The organism is Mycoplasma sp. 1012 (genome assembly GCF_054343455.1).
Genome location: NZ_JBTGVG010000003.1, coordinates 1 through 20551, shown reverse-complemented (window position 1 = coordinate 20551; position 20551 = coordinate 1). Strand labels below are relative to the sequence as shown.

Sequence of the window (20551 nt, the reverse complement as noted above, 5' to 3'; positions counted from 1 at the left end):
TAATATTTATTATTATATTAATATTATTTAAATTTTACTATAAACTGAAGATTTTGTTATTGAAATTTATAATAAAATAATTAATTTTTTTATTAATTCAATAGTTTTAGTATAATTTGAATAATGATTATTTTTTAAGGAGAAAAATGAAAAAATTAACAATTATTGGTAATTGAAAAATGAATAAAAATGCTCAAGAAACAAAAGTATTTTTAGATGAATTTAGTAGATTATACAGTGAAAACAAAACAAAAATTTCAGATGAAGTTACTTTCGGAATTGCTGCACCTTTTACTAATTTATTTTTATTTGAAAAATCAAATTTAAAAATAGTAGCACAAAACTTTTCAAATTTTGATTCTGGTGCATATACAGGAGAAATTTCTGCATCTATGTTAAAGGATTTATCTGTGTCTTTTGTAATTTTAGGGCACTCTGAAAGAAGACAATATTTTGGTGAAACAGATGAATTAGTTAACTTGAAAGTTCATCAAGCATTAAAAGAAGGATTAACTCCTGTTGTTTGTGTTGGAGAAACATTAGAAGAATACGAAAATAATAAAACAAAAGATGTTATTTTACATCAATTAAAAAATTCTTTAAAAAATGTAGAAGATTTTTCTAAAATTGTAATTGCTTATGAACCTGTTTGAGCAATTGGTACAGGAAAAACAGCAACTGCACAAATAGCACAAGAAGTTTGTGAATTTATAAGAGAAAACACACATAAAGATGTTGTTATTCAATATGGAGGTTCAGTAAGTCCAACAAATATTGAAGAATTAATGAATCAAAAAGATATTGATGGAGCACTTGTAGGTGGAGCTTCATTAAAAGCAGATTCTTTTATAAAATTATTAACATTAAACAAATAATGTGATAAAATTTAAATATTAACAAATTAATATAAAATATTTTTTCTCGGTTTTAACATTCGTTCAAGTTTTTGCTGGGATTAAATCAAAGGAGAAAATATGGTTTCAAAAGAACGTAAAAGAGAATTAACAATTGAATTCGGTGGAAACGAAAAAAACACAGGTATGATTGAAGTTCAAGTTGCAATTTTAACTGAAGATATTGAATCATTAAAAAAACATTTTGAAGTTAATAAAAAAGATAAACATTCAAAACGTGGATTTATGGCAAAAGTTAATAAACGTAAAAAACTTTTATTATATTTAAAAGAAAACAATTTTGATTCTTACAAAAAAACTATTGAAAAACTTAATATTAGAAAATAGTTTTTTCAATTTATTTATAAAATACACAAGATTAAATTATTTAAGTTTAATTTTGTGTATTTTTTGTTAAAATTTAATTTATGAAAATAATTGTAAAAAATGTAAAAAATGGTGTTTTGGAAACTCAATTTGGTAATTCTAATTTAAAAGACAATTCTGTAAGTTTCCCAATAAAATGGTCAAAAGTAAAAAATGCTAAATCATATGCTATAACATTAATTGATAAGGAAGCTTCTAAATCTTTAGGAGTACCTTTTATTCATTGAATTGCCGCAAATATAAAGAAAAATAGGGTAGATTGGGATTTTTCATTTCAAAATAAAGATAAAATTATTCAATTTGAAAACTCTATGTCAGCCTTCGCTAAAAAACATTTACTGGAACAAATTGTTTCAATCGAAAATAATGGCGTTTATGTAGGACCATTCCCTGTAGAAAGTGACCATAATTATGAATTAAGAATTTATGCTTTAAATACAGAAGAAATTTTAAAAAATTCAAATTTTAATAAAGAAGATAAATTATTTTTTGACGATTTTCAAAATTTGATAAAAGGAAAAGTTATCGATTCAGGATTTTATACTTTTTTATATAGAACAAAATATGTTTTTATCAATGATAGATTTGTAGAAAATAACAAAGAAAGTCAGGAATTAAACAAAGGACTTGAAAAAGATAAAATTTTCTTTTATAAAGGTAATAAAAAGACAAATATTGAAATTAAATCTAGTGCTTTTTATAGAGAAAACAATGAAATATTTTTAAATAAATTTTATGTAGCACAAAAACATAATAATTTGTTTCATTCAATATCTCTACCTTTAGAATTTTCCAAAATAAATGAAGCTAAAAGTTATGTTGTGACACTTTTAGGAAACGCTGAAGTAAAAAACTATGCTACACCTTTAATATTTTGAATTAGAACTGAGCTAGAAAATGAAAATGTGAATTTAGAAACTGATAACTTTATAAAAATTCCTTCAAGAATAATTAATCAATTTAACATTAATAAAGAACAAAAATATCATTATATTAATACTTTTGGTACTCACCTTGCACAAAGAATAGCTAGTGATTTTGGAGAAAGTGATGAGATATTTAGGTATATAGCAAACGATTATGGATTGGTAAAAATACCAAATATTTCAGATTCAAACGGAATTTATACATTAACAATTTATGCATTAGATGAAAAAATCAATTTTGTAAAAAGAGAAAATTTTGATGTTATTTCATTGGGAGATGTTTTAGAAAGTATAAAATCCCATGTTGTAGGAGAAGGAAATATTCAATTTAAAATAAAATAATGAATAACTTATTTGAAATTAAAAAATCTAAATTTTACTCCTTTTTATATGAAATTAAAGACAAAAACGAAGTAAAAACAATAATTGAAAATCTAAAAAAAGAACATAAAAAAGCTAGACACATTTGTTATGCTTTTTTATTCACTGATATTAATGGAATAACACATTATGGAATGAGCGATGATGGGGAACCGCAAGGAACTGCAGGAAAACCACTTTTAAATTTGCTTCAAATAAAAAAAATAGAAAATAGCCTCATTGTTGTTGTTAGATATTTTGGTGGAATCAAACTCGGAGCAGGAGGTTTGATTAGATCTTATATAAATTCTGCTAATTTATTATTAAATAATAATAAAAAAAGCAATAAATAGTATAATTAAAAATTATGATAAAACTTAAAAACGTATCTTTTAGTTACAGCGATGAAGAAAATGCAAAATTAGCATTAGATGATATAAATTTAGAATTCAAAGCAGGAAAATATATTGCCATTTTAGGGCACAATGGTTCGGGAAAATCAACTTTATCTAAAATTTTAACAGGAATTATAAAACCTAAAAAAGGTGAAGTGTGAATAAATGATATTTTATTATCCAAAAGCACTTTAAATGAAGCAAGAAAATATATTGGAATTATTTTTCAAAATCCAGATAATCAATTTGTTGGTGCAACAGTTGAAGATGATATTGCCTTTGGTTTGGAAAATAGATGTGTTAATCCAAAGGAAATGAAGGAAATAATTTTCAATTTAGCTCAAAAAGTTGATATGCTAGATCATCTTGAAAGAGAACCACAAAATTTATCTGGTGGTCAAAAACAAAGAGTTGCAATTGCTTCCATTTTAGCTTTAAGTCCTAAAATTATAATCTTTGATGAGGTTACATCAATGCTAGATCCTAAAGGAAAACACGATGTTTTAAACATAATTAGGGAAATTCAATCTACAAGAACAAAAACTTTAATTTCTATAACTCACGATATGGATGAAGCTGTTTTAGCAGATGAAGTGATAGTTTTAGCAAAAGGTAAGGTAATAGCACAAGGATCTCCAAAAAACATTTTAAATGATAAAAAAGTATTAGAAGAAGCAAAATTAGATTCACCATTTATTTATAAAATTTCTTCTTTAATAAATAAAATAAAACCAACATATGATGAAAATGAATTAATAGAGGAAATATGCAAATTAAAATAAAAAATATATTTAAAATTTATGATAAAGATTTACCTTCAAGATTTAATGCCTTAGATGATGTTTCAACTGAAATAAATAAAGGTGAATTCATTTCAATTATAGGACAAACAGGTAGTGGAAAAACCACATTTATCGAACATATGAATGGTTTAATTTATCCAGACGATGGTGAAGTGGAATTTATTTATGTTAATGAAAACAAAAATAAAGAAAATATACAGAAAAATGTTATTTTAAAAAAGAAAAAACTTTTTGCAAAAAGAGTTAAAGGTAAAGAGTTAAAACAAATAAGAAAAAGGGTTGGTGTTGTGTTTCAATTTGCAGAATACCAACTATTTGAGCAAACTATTGAAAAAGATATTATATTTGGTGCTGTTTCAATGGGAGAAGAAAAGAAAAAAGCTATTGAAAAAGCTAAAAATATAATTAAACTTGTTGGTTTAGATGAATCTTATTTACAAAAATCACCTTTTGATTTATCAGGTGGACAAAAAAGAAGGGTGGCAATTGCAGGAATTTTAGCAATGGATCCTGATATCATTTTTTTTGATGAACCAACAGCAGGTTTAGATCCGGTAGGGATTCAAGAAACTTTGGAAATTTTTGATAATTTACACAAAGCAGGAAAAACTATAGTAATTGTAACTCATGATTTAGATAATGCTTTAACTTGAACAAATAGAACAATTGTATTCAAGGAAGGTAAAATAATTAAAGATGGAGACACTTACGAAATACTTAGTGATACAGAGTTTTTAGAAGATAATAAAATGCAACCAACTAAATTGTTAAGTTTTGTTAATAAACTAAAACAAAAAGGAATAAATATTCCAAAAGTTAAAAATATTAATGAGTTAATTTCAGAAATAAATAAGTTAATAAAGGAGTAATATGAATATAGTAATTGGAAAATATGTACCTAAAAATACGTTTTTGCATAAGTTAGATCCAAGAATAAAGTTAATATTTAATATTATTTTTATTACTTTGTTTTTTGTAACAACACATCTATTAACTCTTTCTTTTTTAATAATTCCTATGATGATTTTGTTTGCTGTTACCACTAAAAAACCTTTTCACTTAATAAAAGTAGCTAAATTACCTATTTTTATATTTTTATTTATGTCTATAATTTATTCTTTTATATTAAATGATTTAAGTAATTTTAATAAACCAGAATTCATTATAAAAGGTTTAGATCACGATCAATCGTATAAATTTATAAGTCAAGAATGATTTTCATTGAACTTAAAATTTACAACTTTAAAATATACTAATTTATCTTTTATAAGGGCTTTTGTTCTTGGTTTAAGAATTTATTGTATGATTTTAATCACTACTCTTTTGATTTATACTACTAAACCTGTATTATTAACAAGAGCTATTGAAGATTTGATTTTCCCATTAAAACTTGTAAAAATTAATACTAATGTAATAGCGATGATTATTTCAATTGCAATTAGATTCATTCCTACTTTATTACTTGAAGCAAATAGAATTATTAAAGCACAAGCTTCAAGAGGAGTTGATTTTAAACACGGAAAAATTAATGATAAAGTTAAGGCAATGATTACCTTAACAATTCCGCTATTTGTTTTATCATTTTCTAGAGCAGAAGATTTATCAAACGCAATGGAAGTAAGAGGATATGATCCTTATGAAAAAAGAACAAAATATCGTCGTCTTTATTTAAAATGATTTGACTACTTATTTTTACTATTTTTAATTAGTTTTATAGTTTTTGTTATATTGGTAGAACAAAATGTAATAGGACCTTTACCTCTATTTTGAATTTATACAGCTCAACAATTTTAATAAGGATGATTTATGAGAAAAAAAACAAAAGATAAAATAAAAGGAAAAACCGATTTAGAAATTAAAAAAATTATTGAAGATTTAAGACAAGAAATTTCATATCATGATAAGTTGTATTTTGAAGAAAATACACAAGAAATTAGCGACTTAGAATATGAAGACAAAATGAAAGAGTTAAAAGAATTAGAAAATGTATATTTTTCTTTATTTTCCTGAGAAGAAAATTTAAATTCACCAACTCAAAAAATTCATTCTATAAGTTCTACTCAATTTGAAAAAGTTAAACATTCTTTTGCAATGTTATCTTTAAATAAAGCTTATTCATATGAAGAAATTCAAAAATTTTTGAATGATTCTCAAGAAGTTATAAAGGAAATTAAAGACTTTTATATTGAACCTAAAATTGATGGACTTTCTATTGCTCTTCATTATAAAAATGGTAAATTAATAAAAGCATTAACTCGTGGTAATGGTATTGAAGGTGAAAATATCATTAACAATATATTAAAAACAAGAGATGAATTTTTCCCTAAAACAATAAAATATGATAAACCCATTGAAATTAGAGGAGAAATATATATTGATAAAGATGATTTTATTGATTTAAATTCACAAATTCAAGCAAAAATTGATGAATATAACCAACAAAAAGTTGATGAAGAATACTCAAACTCTAAAATTAAATCTTTAGAAAGAAAAAATTTGTTTTTAAATCCAAGAAATGCAGCTGCAGGAATAGTAAGAAAATTGAAAAACGTTTCCACTGATGAAATGCATAAAATTAAAGCATTTTTTTATCAAGTTGTAGAACCTATTAACCATAATATTAATTCTGTTTCGCAAACTATCAACTTTTTAAAAACAAATCATTTTCCTGTAAATATAATAGGAAAAACTGTGCATAATTTATCTGAAATACAGGAAATTATAGAATATGTGGATAAAAATAGAGATGATTTGAAATATGAAATAGACGGAATGGTAATTAAGGTAAATGATGTTATTTTCTCCGAAGAATTAGGTTATACTTCTAAATTTCCTAAAGGAGCTATTGCATATAAATTTTATGATGAAATTGTAAAAACTAAATTACTTTCAGTTGATTACCAAATAGGAAGAACAGGAAAAATTGCTTATGTTGCTAATTTAGAACCAGTTTTTTTAAATGGAACTAAAGTTGAAAAAGCTTATTTACATAATTTTCAAAACATTTTAAATCTTAAAATTAGAATTGGAGAAGATGTTTATATTAAAAAATCTGGAGAAATTATTCCACAAGTAATTTCATCTGTAAAAAAATTCGAAAACACCAATATTGATATTTTAACTCACTGTCCAAGTTGTAATTTTCCTTTACATAATACAGAAAAAGAACAATTTTGTGAAAATGAAAATTGTTCAGACAAAATTGTTAGAAAAATTATCCACTTCTTTTCGAAAAATGCTTTCGATGTTTCAACACTTTCTAAAAAAACTATTAAACAATTTTATGACTTTGGTGTAATAAAAAATGTTATAGATGTATTTGAATTAGAAAAAAATATTGCTTTAATTAGTGCTAATAATAAAAAATGAACTAAGAATTTTAAGATGCGTTCCACAACTGTATTATTAAAAGCAATAAATGATTCTAAAACTATAGAATTTAGTAAATTTATTTACGCACTAGGAATTAAAAATATAGGTGTTGAAGCATCTATTGAAATTAGCAAAAGAATTAACAATATTGACGAACTTTTAAATTATGATTATGAAAAATTTTTAGAAGTAAATAAATTTGGTGAAACCATTGTTAAAGAATTAAAAAATTATTTTAGTATTCAAGCAAATAAAGAATTTTTATTAAAATTAAAAGAGCAAAATTTGAATTTTATAAAGGAAAACAACAAGATTGAAAGCAAAAATTTAGAAAATATTTCTTTTGTTGTTACTGGAACTTTATCCATAACAAGAAATGAATTTAAAAAATTAGTAGTATCTAATTCCGGGGTACTTTCTAATACAATTACTTCTAAAACGAACTATTTAGTTATTGGTGATTTACCAGGTGAATCTAAATTAAAATTGGCTGAAAAACACAAAACTCCAATAATTAATGAAAAGGAATTTTATAAACTTATTGAAAAATAAAAAAATTACTTATTAATTTAAGCAAATTATTATATAATTATATAGTAAAAACTTGGGGGGCAATACTCAAGAGGCTGAAGAGGACGCATTGCTAACGCGTTAGGGGCTTAACCGCCCGCGCAGGTTCAAATCCTGTTTGCCCCGCCATTTTTTTATTACTTTTATTACATTATAGGTATTTTAAAATGGGTTTTATTTGATTGACAATAACAGTTTTTTATATAATTGCTTTTTTATACGTTATTTTAAGTGAAAAAGAAAAAAATAAAATTTTTAAAGTAAAAAAATTTATTGAATTTTCAGATTTATCAGAAATAATAAAAATGAAAATAAAAAATAAATTTTTGAATCCTACCATTTATATAGAAATAGCAGTTCTAATATTAACTACTATTTTTTCATTCGTTAATATTTTTCATTTAATATCTAACAATTTAATTGAGCAATTTCAAAATATTTTACAAGAAAAAAAACCAGATATTTTTATAAAAAACTGATTTTGAAATATTAAATTTTTTGAATTTATATCTTCATTAATAATTAACACTTTATTTAAATCAGCTTTAATTTTCATTTATTATATAATTTGAAAAAAATTAAATGAATGATTATTTGATAGGAAAAAACCTATTGAATATAAAAAAAATAGACAAAAATTCAATAGTTTCTTTTACCGTAAAGATATTATTATTTATATTGTAAAAAAAATAATAATAATTTTATTTTATGTATTAATTTTATTTTTATTTTCTTTATTTATTTTACTTTTTTCTTCCGGTTTAGAGTGGTTACTTATACTATTTTTAATGCTTTTAATTTTTATTCCTACTATTATAGGAATAATTATAATTTTCTATTCTAAATTTAATAGACACAAACATACTAAACACGAATATTTTAATTTTTTACAGGAAAATAAATCATTTTTAGAAGAAGAATATCAATTTATCTTTGTATATAAATATGTTGAATCGATTAATGATTTTTTAATTTTTAAAAATGAAAATAAAAATCAGTGAAAAAAATTTAAACTTGAATATAAAAAAAGAAAAATTGATAAAAAAGACTTTTGAAAATTAAAATGAAGTTTAAAAATTTTTAATGAATTTAATAAAAATGTAAATAGAATTATTGCAAAAAAAGAAATAATAAATGAATGAAAATATATTTTACCAAGTGAATTGCAATTGTGTCCAGAACACGGAAATACTATCATTTTTCATTCTAAATATAATTTATATTATTGTTCTTATGGAGAGTGCTTTTCCTTAATTTATTTAGAAAATATGGGAAAATGTAAATATTTTATTTTAAAAGAGTAAATGTAAAAATAAAATTTGAAATTTTACTGTTTAAATGTAAAATTAATATAATATTATTTATATATGGAAAGGTAAAAAATGGGAAATAAAATAAAAGTTAGAATTATAGAACATGAACCAAGAATAAAATTTGAAATCTTGGAAGATGCAAAAAAAGGAGATTTTTTCTTTATAGATGAATATAAGGATGAAGGAGTAGAAAGTTATTTAAATGAAGTTCGTTCAAAGATTGACGAGGATTTATTTAATACAGCTAAAAATCAAGCACTTTTAGAGTATAAAACTAGTGAAGAATTCATTAATTTAAAAAATGATTTAAACGAAAAAAATAATATAATCAAAAATCATAAACAAACACTAGAAAATGCAATTTTAAAGGCTATTGAAGATTTTAAAACAAAAGACGAATTTACAGAAAAAATAAAGAGAATCGATGATTTAATTTCTGAAAAAGAAAATTTAATTAAAGAAAAAACAGAATTAGAAACTAAATTAAAAACATCTAAAAATGATATTATAAATGAGTATAAAACTAGTGAAGAATTTACTGATTTACAAAAAAAATTAACTGAAAAAGATAATATAATAAAAAATCATAAACAAGAATTAGAAAACGCCTCTTTAAAAGCTATAAAAGATTTTAGAAATAATGAAGAATTTACAGAAAAAATAAAGAGAATCGATAATTTAACTTCTGAAAAAGAAAACTTAATTAAAGAAAAAATGCAATTAGAAAATACATTAGCTAATGCTGAAATTAACATTATAAATGAATATAAAAAATCTCCAGAATATCTTGAATTATTTGATTCATTGCAAAGTATAAGAAAAGAAAACGCAACTTTAGTAGAAAGAATAAATAATATTAAAGTTAATATGCAAAGTGAATCACAAGTAGAAATGACTAAAAAAGAAATTCAACATTCAAATGAAATACAAAAATGAATTAAGGAAAATACCGAGTTAAAAACTACTATAAATGATTTACAAAGGAAAAAAAATGTAAATATAAAACTTATTGGGGAAGATTTAGAAAACTGAATAATTTCTCAAGCTTCTGAAAATCTTTCATTTGATAACAACTGTTCTTTTTATAAAGATAATGAAGTTAAAGATCATACTAAAGCAGATTTTTTATATGATATTTATAGTAGAAATAATAATAAAAAATTATTAGGAAAAATAATAATAGAAGCAAAAAGTCAAGGTGAAACAGGTAATAAAAAGAATTCTGATTATTATGATAAATTAAAAAGAGACCAAACTAAAAAACAAGCAGACTTTGCTATTTTAGTTAGTGAATTAGAACCAGAAAAGGATTTTTTAATTTCTAAGGTATTTGATTATGAAAATATGTATGTTATAAGACCTGCCTATTTAATTCCTTTTTTATCACTACTTAAACACTTTATAATGGAAAGGGAAAAAATAGCAGATGCTGAAATAACTTTCCAAGAAAAAAAGGATATTTTAGAACAATTTGATAAAATGAAAAATGAAATTTTAGATAATTCTCTTAAACACATAAGAACACAAACTGAAAAAATCTTAAAAAACGCAGAAACAATAGAAAAAAACGCAAAAGAAATAAAAGAATCTATTAGTTTAGTGGTTGATATTCACCTAAACACAGTAAAAAATAAAATAGAAAATTTTGCTATTCAAAAAATAACAAAAAAAATAGATAAAATTTATGAATAAAAAATTAGATTTGAAAAAATTTAAACCAGAAACACTGGATGAAATTATAGGTCAAGAGCATATTAAATTTCTTTTAAATAGAGTAATTGAATTAAAAAACAGAACATCTTTTATTTTTTATGGAGAAAGCGGAATTGGAAAAACATCAGTTGCAAATGTTTTAGCTTTAAATCTTAATTTAAAATACACTACATTTAATGCAACTATAGAAAATAAAGATTCGCTTTTAGAGAAAATTAAAAATAATGACATTTTGATTATTGATGAAATTCATCGTTTAAATAAAGATAAACAAGATTTACTTTTAAGTTATTTGGAAAAAGACCAAATTATAATTTATGCAACAACAACAGAAAACCCATATTTTAAAATCAATCCAGCAATTAGAAGCAGAATGCAAATTTTAAAATTCAACAAGCCTTCTTTGGAAGAAATAATAAATTTTTTTCATTCAAAAAGCTTCATTTTAGCAAAAGAAATTATAGAAAAAATAATATTTTTATCAAATTTTGATATAAGAACTATTTTTTGAAATTTAGATTTTGTTTTAACTTTAAGCAAAAATGAACCTTTAAGTGAAGAAGTTATCGAAAAATTATTACCAAATGTTAATTTTTACAGCGATAAAAATGCTGACTCACATTATAATAATTTAAGTGCTTTTCACAAATCATTAAGAGGGAGTGATCCTGATGCAGCTTTATATTATGGTATGTTAATTATTAAAAGCGGAGATTTTGATGGTTTATATAGAAGAATGCTTTGTGTTGCATATGAAGATATAGGTCTTGCTCATCCTAACATTTCTTTGAAAGTTATGGCAGCAATTGATTCAGCAGAAAGACTTGGAATGCCTGAAGCTAGATTGTCGCTTTCTACTATCATTATTGAATTGGCATTAAGTCCAAAAAGCAACTCAACTTATCAAGCAATGCAAAAAGTTTCTGAATTAATTGATAATGGTAAAATATATGAAATTCCAGATCATTTAAAAGATTCTCATTATAAAAGTGCTAAAAAATTTAATCACGGGGTAAATTATTTATATCCACATGATTTTTTAAATAATTATGTTGATCAACAATATTTACCTTCAGAAATAAAAAACAATAAATTTTTTGAATTTGGTAATAATAAAAATGAACAAAAATTAAAAGAATATTTGAATAAAATAAAGGAAAAATAAAGAAAAATGACAATATTAGGTATAGAAACTTCACACGATGACACATCTGTAGCTATTTTAAAAAACGGTAAAATACTTTCTAATATTACATTTAGTCAAATCAAAATTCATGCTAAATATGGAGGTACAATTCCGGAAATCGCTTCAAGAGAACATGTTAATAATATAGCTATTATTTTAGAAGAAATAAAAAAGATAATAGACTTAAATAAAATAGATTATATAGCATTTACAAAAGAACCTGGTTTAATTGGTTCTTTGCAAATAGGGAAATTATTTGCAGAAGCAATTTCATTAATTTTAAATAAACCTTTATTTCCGATAAATCATTTAAATGGTCATTTTTTTTCAGGTGCAATAGATAATGAAATAATTTATCCGGCTATTTCCCTTTTAGTCTCTGGGGGACATACTCAAATTTTATATGCTAAAAATCCTAAGCAAATAGAAATAATTGGCGAAACTTTAGATGATGCAGTTGGTGAGGCATATGATAAAATAGCTAGAAAATTAAATTTATCCTTTCCTGGCGGACCAATTATTGATAAAATATATTTTGATAATATAGGCAAACAAAGTCAATTTGTTAATAATATAAAAATTTCAAAACCAAAAACGGAAGGAAAATACGATTTTTCTTTAAGTGGTATAAAAACACAAGTTATAAATATTATAAATAACTTTGAAAATAGAAGATTAAGTGTTCCTGTTGAAGAAATAGCTTATTCTTTTCAAAAAACTATTGTTGATTATTTAATAGAAAAGATAAAAATGGCAATTGAAGAATTTCAACCTAATTCTATAGTTCTTGCAGGTGGAGTTTCTGCTAATAAACATTTAAGAAATGAATTTGTTAAACTACATTCAAATTCTATAATTCCTAAATTGGAATATTGCACTGATAATGCTGCTATGATCTGTAAGGCAGCAGAAATTTTGATAAAAGAAAACTAGGGTAAAACCAAGTTATTTTTATTTTCTTTATCTAGCAGAAAAGCAATTTCTTTATCATAAATTGGTCCTTCTTCTTTTCAAGGAGTCTCTAATATAATAGGTATATTATCAAATAAAGGATCGTGTACAATTTTTTTAAGAATTTCTTTAGGAATAAAACCTTCTCCAATGTTTGCGTGTCTATCTTTGTGCGAATTTAAAGGATTTTTCGAATCATTGAGATGAATAACTTTTAAATGTTTTAAAATATTTTTTTGTTTTAATTCATTTATAAATTCGTCATAATTTTCCAAATTATAACCTGCATCTCAAATATGACAGGTATCAATGCAAATTCCTGTTCTGGGATTATTCACTTCATTCAAAACAAAAAGTAATTCTTCAAAGTTAATTCCTACTTCAGAACCTTTTCCAGACATAGTTTCAAGTATAATTTCTACATTTTTTGTATTATTTAAAATAAAAGTTAGGGATTTAATTAACTGTTTAAGTGATTCTTCTCTAGAAAATGTAGTATGGGAACCAGGGTGTAAAACTAAATATTTAGCACCTATATAATTCATTCTTTCTATTTCTTCTATTAAAAATTTATTAGCAAAATCAGCTTTTTCAGGATTTGCTGGATTAGTTATATATGGTGCATGTACCACTATGTCTTCTGGTTTTATTATTTCTTTATAGTCTTTTAAATATTCAAATAGTTTGTAGTTAGAAACATTTGTTCTTAAAGTTGTTTGTGGTGCTCCTAAATAAATCATTGTGCAATTTGCACCATTTTTTATAGATTCTTCAATTGCTCCATATAAGTAATTGGGTTTTTTGAATGAAACGTGTGATCCTAATTTAATCATATTTTTCCTTTTAATTTTTAAATTATTATATATTTATTATAAATTCATTTTCCAAATATTTTTCTACTTTTAAATTGCTTAAAGATTTTTTTATTATTTTATACATAAAATCAATATTTGCTTTTTCAATTGAGTGCGGAACTACCAATAAATCAATTTTTAGATTATTGATTGTTAACAATTCATTTCATTTTAAGTCTGAAGTGATGTAAAGAGCTTTATTTTTAATTACTTTATAAGTTTCTAATATATTTTCAATACCAGCAGCTCCTGGCAAAATTACAATTTTTTTAATTTTTTTATTTTTTTGCAAATTTGTTTGCAAATTATTTAAATTTAGCATATTTTTAATTTTGTTTATCAATTCAAAAAAAGAGATTTCGCTTTTTAAATTAACAATAGAATTAAATTTATTTACAGGAGTTAAATCACCTTCTAAATTGATTTTTTCAAGTATAGATTTAACACCGCTATTTGGTAAAAAATCCAAATTGGTATGAATTGAAAAAACATTAATTTTATATTTCTTTATTAATTTATGCATTGATTTTTTGTAAGGTTCTTTTTCAAAAGTGTTTTTTAAATATCCTTTATAAAAAAGAAAAGTGTGATAAGTTAAAATAAAATTAAAATTGTTTTTTATCGCATAATCTAATGCTTTTTTAGTTAAATCTAAACAAATGAGAACTTTAGAAATTTCATTATCAAAAAAGTATGAAAACCCTACCTTATCTCAATCTTCTTTAGAATTTTGAGGGAAAATTGAATCAAGAAATAAAGAAAATTCTTTTGAATTATTCACCTTGGTAATAATCTTTTAATTTTCTTTTTTTCTGAGTTATTTTTAATTTTCTTAAAATTTTTGATTCAATTTGTCTTATTCTTTCTTTTGAAACACCTTTTTCATTAGCTAATTCTTCTAAACTATGTATTCTATATCTTTCTCCGTGTTCGTTTTCACCAACACCAAATCTTTTCATTATTAAGATTCTTTCATCTTCATCTAGATTTTTATGAAGCATTTCTTTTAAAATTTGTTCCAATTCTTTTCCTGAAGCAAAATCAACAGGAGAAATTACAGTTTCATCTTTTATGAAGTCAGAAAAGAATGAATCATCTTCCTTACCAATTGGTTTATCTAATGAAATTGGATCAATATTAATTTTTCTAATATATTGAACTTTTTCAGCTGTAAAATCATCTTCCATTTTTTCAGCAATCTCTTCATCTGTTGGTATTCTTCCTAAATTTTGATGTAATTCTCTTTCAATTTTAGTCAATTTATTAATTGTTTCTACCATATGAACAGGAACTCTTATGATTCTTGCTTGATCAGCAACTGCCCTTGTTATTGCTTGTCTAATTCATCAAGTTGCATAGGTTGAGAATTTATATCCTTTTTCAAATTCATATTTTTGAACGGCTTTTAAAATCCCTGAATTACCTTCAGAAATTAAATCTATAAAGGATAAACCCCTATTTTTGTATTTTTTGGCATTATTTATAACCAGTCTTAAATTTCTATTAATTAATGTGTGACGAGCTTTTCTACCTTTTCTACCACCTTCTTTAATTTGCTTAGCAAGAGCAATTTCTTCATCTTGGCTTAATAATTTTCCATATTTACCAATTCAACGCATATATCATTTTATAATATCATTAGTTTCGGTTAGTTTATTTCTGTATTGAGAATCGTTTAAGTTAAAATCTTCTTCAAAAATTTCATCATCTTCCATAGATAAAACATCATCAGAATCATAATCTTTTAATTCTAAATCATCAATTTCATCGATATCATCGAAATCAACATCTTCATCAGATATCTTTTTATTTTTAGTTCTTTTTTTAGATTTAGATATTTCTTTTTCTATCTCTTTTTCATTTATTTCGTCAAAATCACCTTTATCACTTTCGTCATTTAAGATTTTTTCAGAAATTAAAACTGGAAGCAAGTCCATTGCTTCATCTTCATCTATAGAAAGTTTTTTTGCATATAAAAATTTAAAAACTTCATCTTGAGTAAGAAAAGTTTTATCTTTTTTCTTCTTTTTTTGTCTTGCTAACTCTTTTTGTAATGCATTTATAATTGTTGTGTATGAATTTGATAAGTTTTTATCTTTAGCCATTTGTCACCTTAAGTTTTTTAGATTTTAATTAAATTTATCAATTAAAAAGTATAAAAAATTATACCATAAAAATGATTTTATTTATTCAATAATGAAATAAATGATAAAATTTTTTCATCAATTTTTTCTTTTTCATCTATATCGGAACAATTTTCTTTTTCTTTTTCTAATTCTTTTATTATATTCTGTATCTTGAATACTTTTATTTTTTCATTGATTTTTTTGTAATTGTTAATTAAAACATTTAAATCATTAAGATCTTTTGCATAAGTTTCTATAAATAATTGACTTTCATTTAGAGCTTGTGTTTTTTCTTGAACTGTTTTATATTTAAGAATTTTATTAATATTTTTTTTATCAGAAACAAGAAGATTGAATTTTTCAGAATTTTGCATAAAATTTTTTTCAATCTCTTCTATAAGACAAATGGAAGTTATTATTTGTTTTCTTATTTTTTCTACATTACTCTCTAAATTTAATACTTTTTTTTGTTTATTTGGGTTTTGATTATAATTTGAAAAACTTTTGTATTTTATTTCATTGTTTTGGAGATTAAAAATTTTAGGATTTATGTTTAATTCTCTTTCAATTTTTTCTAAAATAAAGGATTTTTCTTTATAATCAGCTAAAACTAAAAAATCTTTAAAGTCTTTTATAAAATTATCAACTGATATAAAATCATTTTTATCTACATTAATAATCATTTCTTTATATAAAAAAGAAAGGGGTGATATTCTATTATTAAGCATTTCCTTGAGTTTTTCTTGTCCAAAAATGTTTAAATATTCATCTGGATCATAGTTTGTATCATTTTTAATGATTTCTACTTTTATATTATTTTTTAATAAAATTTTTAGAGATTTTTTAGTAGCTTCTACACCAGCTTTATCGCCGTCTAAAAGTAGAATTACATGTTTGTTTAGCAACAATTTAATATGTTCTTCAGTTAAAGCAGTACCCATTAATGCAACGGCATTTTTTATGTTTGCTTTATAAAGAGCGATAACATCCATGAATCCTTCACAAATTATTAATTCATTTTTTGTTCCTAAAAAATCAATCGCATTTTTATAATTAAAGAGTATTTTTGATTTTGAAAAAATTTTATTTTGAGCTGAATTTAAATATTTAACTTGATTACTTTTATCAGAAATAACTCTTCCTGAAAATCCTACAATGTTTCCAAATTGATTTTTTATAGGAAACATAATTCTGTTTTTAAAAAAAGAGTTTTCGTTTTCAGTTATAAGTGATGCATTAATTAATATGTCTTTTTGGTTATTTTTTAAAGATAAAAGTTCAATAATTTTATTATCATTTGGAGCGAAACCTAATTCAAAAACCTTTATTATTTCGTCATTTATAAAGCGATTTTGAATAAAACTGGAAATTTCAAAATTACTTTTTTGTTGATTTAATAAGAACAATTTAAATAACATATTGGCATCTTCATTTGCTTTAATTAATTTTTGTTCAAACTCATTATATAGGGGTTTATTTTCAAAAGAAGACATTTCATCCAAATTCAAATTTAAGTTAAAATTTTCGTTTAAGTATTTTAGTGCGTTGGTAAAAGAAAAATTATTAAATTTTATTACAAAATCTAGAACATTTCCTGATTCTTGACAACTAAAACATTTAAAAATTTTTTTAGAAGGAGAAATAGTTAATGATGGTTTGCTATCTTGGTGAAATGGACATATGGCCAAATAGTTATTTCCTCTTTTTTCTAAAGGTAAAAAACTGGAAATAACTGAAATTATATCCAATTCAGTTATTATTTTATTTACTAATTCTTTATTCATTTACCTTCCTAATTTATTTAATATATTTTTTAATATCTGCAATGAAAATTCTCTCTTGCTGCATTGTATCTCTGTTTCTAATAGTTACTTTATTATCGTTTAAAGAATCATAGTCAAAAGTTATACAATAAAAAGTTCCTATTGAATCTTGACGACGATATCTTTTACCAATAGTTCCACTTTCATCGAATGAAGCACTTATATTATCTTCTATTAATGAATTAAAAATTTCCATTGCTTCTTTTGATAATTTTTTAACAAGAGGAAGAACTGCTACTTTATATGGGGCGATATCTTTATTTAATTTTAAAACTATTCTTGTATCATTATTTTCTATATTTTCTTCTTCATAGGCATCTACAATTAAAGCTAAAAGTAATCTATCCATCCCAATAGAAGGTTCGATAATATGCGGAATGTATTTTTTATTAGTTACTGGATCTAAATATTCTAATTTTTCTCCTGAAAAATTACTGTGTGATGTTAAATCAAAATCACCTCTATGTGCAACTCCGAGTAATTCACCTCAACCAAAAGGGAATAAAAATTCTACATCACTTGTTGCTTGAGAATAATGAGCTAACTCTTCTTTAGAGTGTTCCCTAAATTTAATAGATTCTTTCTTAATTCCTATATTTAAAAGGAAAGCTCACACTTTTTCTAAATAATTTTTGTATATTGCTAGTGAATCTTCTGGAGAACTAAAAATTTCAAGTTCCATTTGCTCAAATTCCCTAGTTCTAAAAATAAAATTTCCTGGAGTTACTTCATTTCTAAAGGATTTACCAATTTGTCCTACTCCAAAAGGAATTTTCGCTCTCATTGTTCTTTGTATATTTTTAAAATTAACAAAAATTCCTTGTGCTGTTTCAGGTCTTAAATAAATTTTATCTTTTTTATCTACTACAACTCCTTGATGAGTTTCAAACATAAGGTGAAATTGTTTAATTTCTCCTCAATCTGTTTCACTATTATCATAGTTTTTAACGTTATTTCTTAAGTGTTTTGTAATTTCTTCATTTGATAATTTATTGACATTTATTTCTGGAAAAAGTTCTTCCATAATGTGATCAGCTCTATATCTTTTGTTATTTTTTTTATTTTCTATTAATGGATCGGAAAAATTTGAAACATGTCCTGATGCTTCTCAAACTTTCGGATTCATTAAAATTTTAGAATCTAATCCATAGTTTTCTGGTATTTTAGTTATAAATTCTCTTCATCAAAAGTCTTTAATGTTTTTAGAAAGCAGAACACCTAAAGGACCATAATCCCAAGTATTTGCTAAACCTCCATAAATTTCAGATCCTTGAAAAACAAAACCTGCATTTTTTAAATGGTTTATTATATTTTGAATATTTTTTTCTTTATTACTCATAGTTATTAAATTATAATAAAAAAAGTGTTATTTTTATTTTTTATTTATAATTTTAATATGTTGAATCAAGAAGAAGTTTTTACTTTTTTAAAAAAAGAAAAAAGCAAAAAATATTTTTTAAATATTTGTGAAAAAATTGAAAAAGAATATGAAAAAGGAACTATTTTTCCTGATTATAAAGATATTTTCAAAGCTTTTGAAATTACAAATTTTAATGACTTGAAAGTTATAATTTTAGGTCAAGATCCTTATCATGCAGAAGGTTTTGCTGATGGTTTGGCTTTTTCAAGCAAATCTAAAAGAATTCCAGCATCTTTAAATAATTTATATAAAGAAATAAAAAATAGTTATCCTGATTTTCAAAGTGAAAATGGGAATTTAGAAAGATGATCTAAACAAGGTGTTTTATTGCTAAACACTATTTTAACTGTAGAAAAAGGAAAACCTCTTTCTCATAAACATATTGGTTGAGAAACTTTTACTTTTAATTTTTTAAACTTTATTTCAAATAAACAAAAAAATCTAATTTTTTTATTTATGGGTAAAAAGGCAGAAGAATTCATTCCATTAATTAATTTAGAAGATCAAATAATTTTAACAACATCTCATCCTTCGCCATTTAGTTATGCAAAAAGTTTAAAAAATTCACAAATTTTCAAAAAAATTAATGATATGTTGATAAATCTTCATAAAAATTCAATAAAATGATAAAATTTAATTATGGTAGTAAAACACAAAGTTGAAGTTAGATTGTCAAAAACCGAGCATGAAATGGAAGATTGAATTGAAAATAACACTGAGTTATTTTGTAAATTAACTCAAATGGAATTTGCTGAACAATTTTTCATGAATACAGCATGTACGATAAGTCATTATGTAAAGAAAATCGGTTATGAAAATTATAAAGAATTTAGAAAAACAGTAACTGAAAACTATATAAAACAAAAGGAAAAAGATAAAAATCCTTTTGGAGATGCTTTATTTAAGACTGTAATTGGGTATGATTTAGATTTTTTAATTGAAGGATTAATGACTAATTATAAAAATTTACAAAAAATATTTTTAGTTTTAGAAAAATATTCAAGATTTCACCTTTTTAAATTAGGAGAAGATAACTATAATGTAAATGAATTTATAAAATTTTATTCTGAAATTAAAAGAAAAGAAATTATATTGAATTCTAATACAAATGTAATAATTGAAAATAATGTTATAAATGATGATATTTATATCATTTTTGATAATTTTTATGATGATTTTGCACTAAAGGGTTTTGTATCCAATTTACTTGAAAGAGATAAAAATATAATACTCTTTTCTTATAAAAAAGCATTTGTGAATAATGAAACATTAATTTTAGTAGATTTACAAGAAATATATGGAATAAGAAAAATAAGTCCTTATTTATTAAAAAATTCTTTTAATTTTATAAGCGACTTATTAGTGAATATTCAAAAAGAAAAACCAGTTAAATAAAAACTGGTTTCCTTAAATGAAATATAAAGTGCACCAGTGTTTTTATAACCTATTTGTATTTTAT

19 protein-coding genes and 1 tRNA gene are annotated in these 20551 nt (G+C 23.1%); 15 read left to right on the top strand and 5 right to left on the bottom strand.

Features of this window, described 5'->3' with window-relative positions; translation table 4 throughout:
• Nucleotides 1-146 precede the first annotated feature (146 nt).
• The 13 genes from tpiA to tsaD all read left to right on the top strand — a co-directional run bounded on the left by tpiA (nucleotide 147) and on the right by tsaD (nucleotide 12851).
• Complete coding sequence (tpiA, locus tag ACXX89_RS00820) at nucleotides 147-875, top strand: triose-phosphate isomerase (protein WP_458557302.1); 729 nt, start codon at nucleotides 147-149, stop codon at nucleotides 873-875.
• 99 nt (nucleotides 876-974) lie between these two features.
• Nucleotides 975-1241: a 30S ribosomal protein S15 gene (gene rpsO, locus ACXX89_RS00815; RefSeq protein ID WP_436359033.1), complete on the top strand. Its 267-nt coding sequence runs from the start codon at nucleotides 975-977 to the stop codon at nucleotides 1239-1241.
• Between the two features lie 80 nt (nucleotides 1242-1321).
• Nucleotides 1322-2548, top strand: coding sequence for a YbhB/YbcL family Raf kinase inhibitor-like protein (locus ACXX89_RS00810; protein WP_458557301.1), 1227 nt, complete (start codon nucleotides 1322-1324; stop codon nucleotides 2546-2548).
• Nucleotides 2548-2919: an IMPACT family protein gene (locus tag ACXX89_RS00805; RefSeq protein WP_458557300.1), complete on the top strand. Its 372-nt coding sequence runs from the start codon at nucleotides 2548-2550 to the stop codon at nucleotides 2917-2919. The genes ACXX89_RS00810 and ACXX89_RS00805 overlap by 1 nt, the downstream gene beginning before the upstream one ends.
• Nucleotides 2920-2933: 14 nt before the next feature.
• Nucleotides 2934-3743, top strand: coding sequence for an energy-coupling factor transporter ATPase (locus tag ACXX89_RS00800; protein WP_436359038.1), 810 nt, complete (start codon nucleotides 2934-2936; stop codon nucleotides 3741-3743).
• A complete protein-coding gene (locus ACXX89_RS00795; protein ID WP_458557299.1) occupies nucleotides 3728-4633 on the top strand; it encodes an energy-coupling factor transporter ATPase in 906 nt (301 codons plus the stop codon). The genes ACXX89_RS00800 and ACXX89_RS00795 overlap by 16 nt, the downstream gene beginning before the upstream one ends.
• 1 nt (nucleotide 4634) lies before the next feature.
• Entirely contained in the window at nucleotides 4635-5558 is a 924-nt protein-coding gene (locus tag ACXX89_RS00790; RefSeq protein WP_458557298.1) for an energy-coupling factor transporter transmembrane component T family protein, read from the top strand.
• A gap of 12 nt (nucleotides 5559-5570) precedes the next feature.
• Entirely contained in the window at nucleotides 5571-7688 is a 2118-nt protein-coding gene (ligA, locus tag ACXX89_RS00785; RefSeq protein ID WP_458557297.1) for an NAD-dependent DNA ligase LigA, read from the top strand.
• 56 nt (nucleotides 7689-7744) lie between these two features.
• Nucleotides 7745-7835: transfer RNA gene (locus tag ACXX89_RS00780), tRNA-Ser, on the top strand.
• A gap of 53 nt (nucleotides 7836-7888) precedes the next feature.
• Entirely contained in the window at nucleotides 7889-9010 is a 1122-nt protein-coding gene (locus tag ACXX89_RS00775) for a hypothetical protein (RefSeq protein ID WP_458557296.1), read from the top strand.
• A gap of 78 nt (nucleotides 9011-9088) precedes the next feature.
• Nucleotides 9089-10711: a DUF2130 domain-containing protein gene (locus ACXX89_RS00770; RefSeq protein WP_458557295.1), complete on the top strand. Its 1623-nt coding sequence runs from the start codon at nucleotides 9089-9091 to the stop codon at nucleotides 10709-10711.
• Nucleotides 10704-11897, top strand: a complete 1194-nt coding sequence (locus ACXX89_RS00765) for a replication-associated recombination protein A (RefSeq protein ID WP_458557294.1) — start codon at nucleotides 10704-10706, stop codon at nucleotides 11895-11897. Before ACXX89_RS00770 ends, ACXX89_RS00765 begins: the two co-directional genes overlap by 8 nt.
• A 6-nt stretch (nucleotides 11898-11903) precedes the next feature.
• Nucleotides 11904-12851 (top strand): tRNA (adenosine(37)-N6)-threonylcarbamoyltransferase complex transferase subunit TsaD, encoded by a 948-nt coding sequence (tsaD, locus tag ACXX89_RS00760; RefSeq protein ID WP_458557293.1) that lies wholly within the window; start codon nucleotides 11904-11906, stop codon nucleotides 12849-12851.
• On the opposite strand, the gene ACXX89_RS00755 is transcribed toward tsaD, so the two are convergent.
• The 5 genes from ACXX89_RS00755 to ACXX89_RS00735 form a co-directional block, all read right to left on the bottom strand.
• Nucleotides 12848-13702 carry a deoxyribonuclease IV gene (locus ACXX89_RS00755; RefSeq protein WP_458557292.1) on the bottom strand — a complete coding sequence of 285 codons (855 nt, stop codon included), beginning with the start codon at nucleotides 13700-13702 and terminating at the stop codon, nucleotides 12848-12850. The genes tsaD and ACXX89_RS00755 overlap by 4 nt on opposite strands.
• A gap of 25 nt (nucleotides 13703-13727) precedes the next feature.
• Entirely contained in the window at nucleotides 13728-14504 is a 777-nt protein-coding gene (locus ACXX89_RS00750; protein ID WP_458557291.1) for a Nif3-like dinuclear metal center hexameric protein, read from the bottom strand.
• Nucleotides 14497-15828 carry an RNA polymerase sigma factor gene (locus ACXX89_RS00745; protein ID WP_436359056.1) on the bottom strand — a complete coding sequence of 444 codons (1332 nt, stop codon included), beginning with the start codon at nucleotides 15826-15828 and terminating at the stop codon, nucleotides 14497-14499. The genes ACXX89_RS00750 and ACXX89_RS00745 overlap by 8 nt, the downstream gene beginning before the upstream one ends.
• Before the next feature lie 77 nt (nucleotides 15829-15905).
• Nucleotides 15906-17633 carry a DNA primase gene (dnaG, locus tag ACXX89_RS00740; protein ID WP_436359057.1) on the bottom strand — a complete coding sequence of 576 codons (1728 nt, stop codon included), beginning with the start codon at nucleotides 17631-17633 and terminating at the stop codon, nucleotides 15906-15908.
• 13 nt (nucleotides 17634-17646) lie between these two features.
• The gene (locus tag ACXX89_RS00735) at nucleotides 17647-19011 is read right to left on the bottom strand and encodes a glycine--tRNA ligase (RefSeq protein ID WP_458557290.1); all 1365 of its coding nucleotides are present in this window, start codon (nucleotides 19009-19011) and stop codon (nucleotides 17647-17649) included.
• 57 nt (nucleotides 19012-19068) lie between these two features.
• Between ACXX89_RS00735 and ACXX89_RS00730 the strand changes: the two genes are divergently transcribed.
• Together ACXX89_RS00730 and ACXX89_RS00725 are read left to right on the top strand one after the other, a co-directional pair.
• Nucleotides 19069-19722: a uracil-DNA glycosylase gene (locus ACXX89_RS00730; protein WP_458557289.1), complete on the top strand. Its 654-nt coding sequence runs from the start codon at nucleotides 19069-19071 to the stop codon at nucleotides 19720-19722.
• Nucleotides 19723-19731: 9 nt separating this feature from the next.
• Nucleotides 19732-20487: a hypothetical protein gene (locus ACXX89_RS00725; protein ID WP_436359063.1), complete on the top strand. Its 756-nt coding sequence runs from the start codon at nucleotides 19732-19734 to the stop codon at nucleotides 20485-20487.
• The last annotated feature ends 64 nt before the right edge of the window (nucleotides 20488-20551 follow it).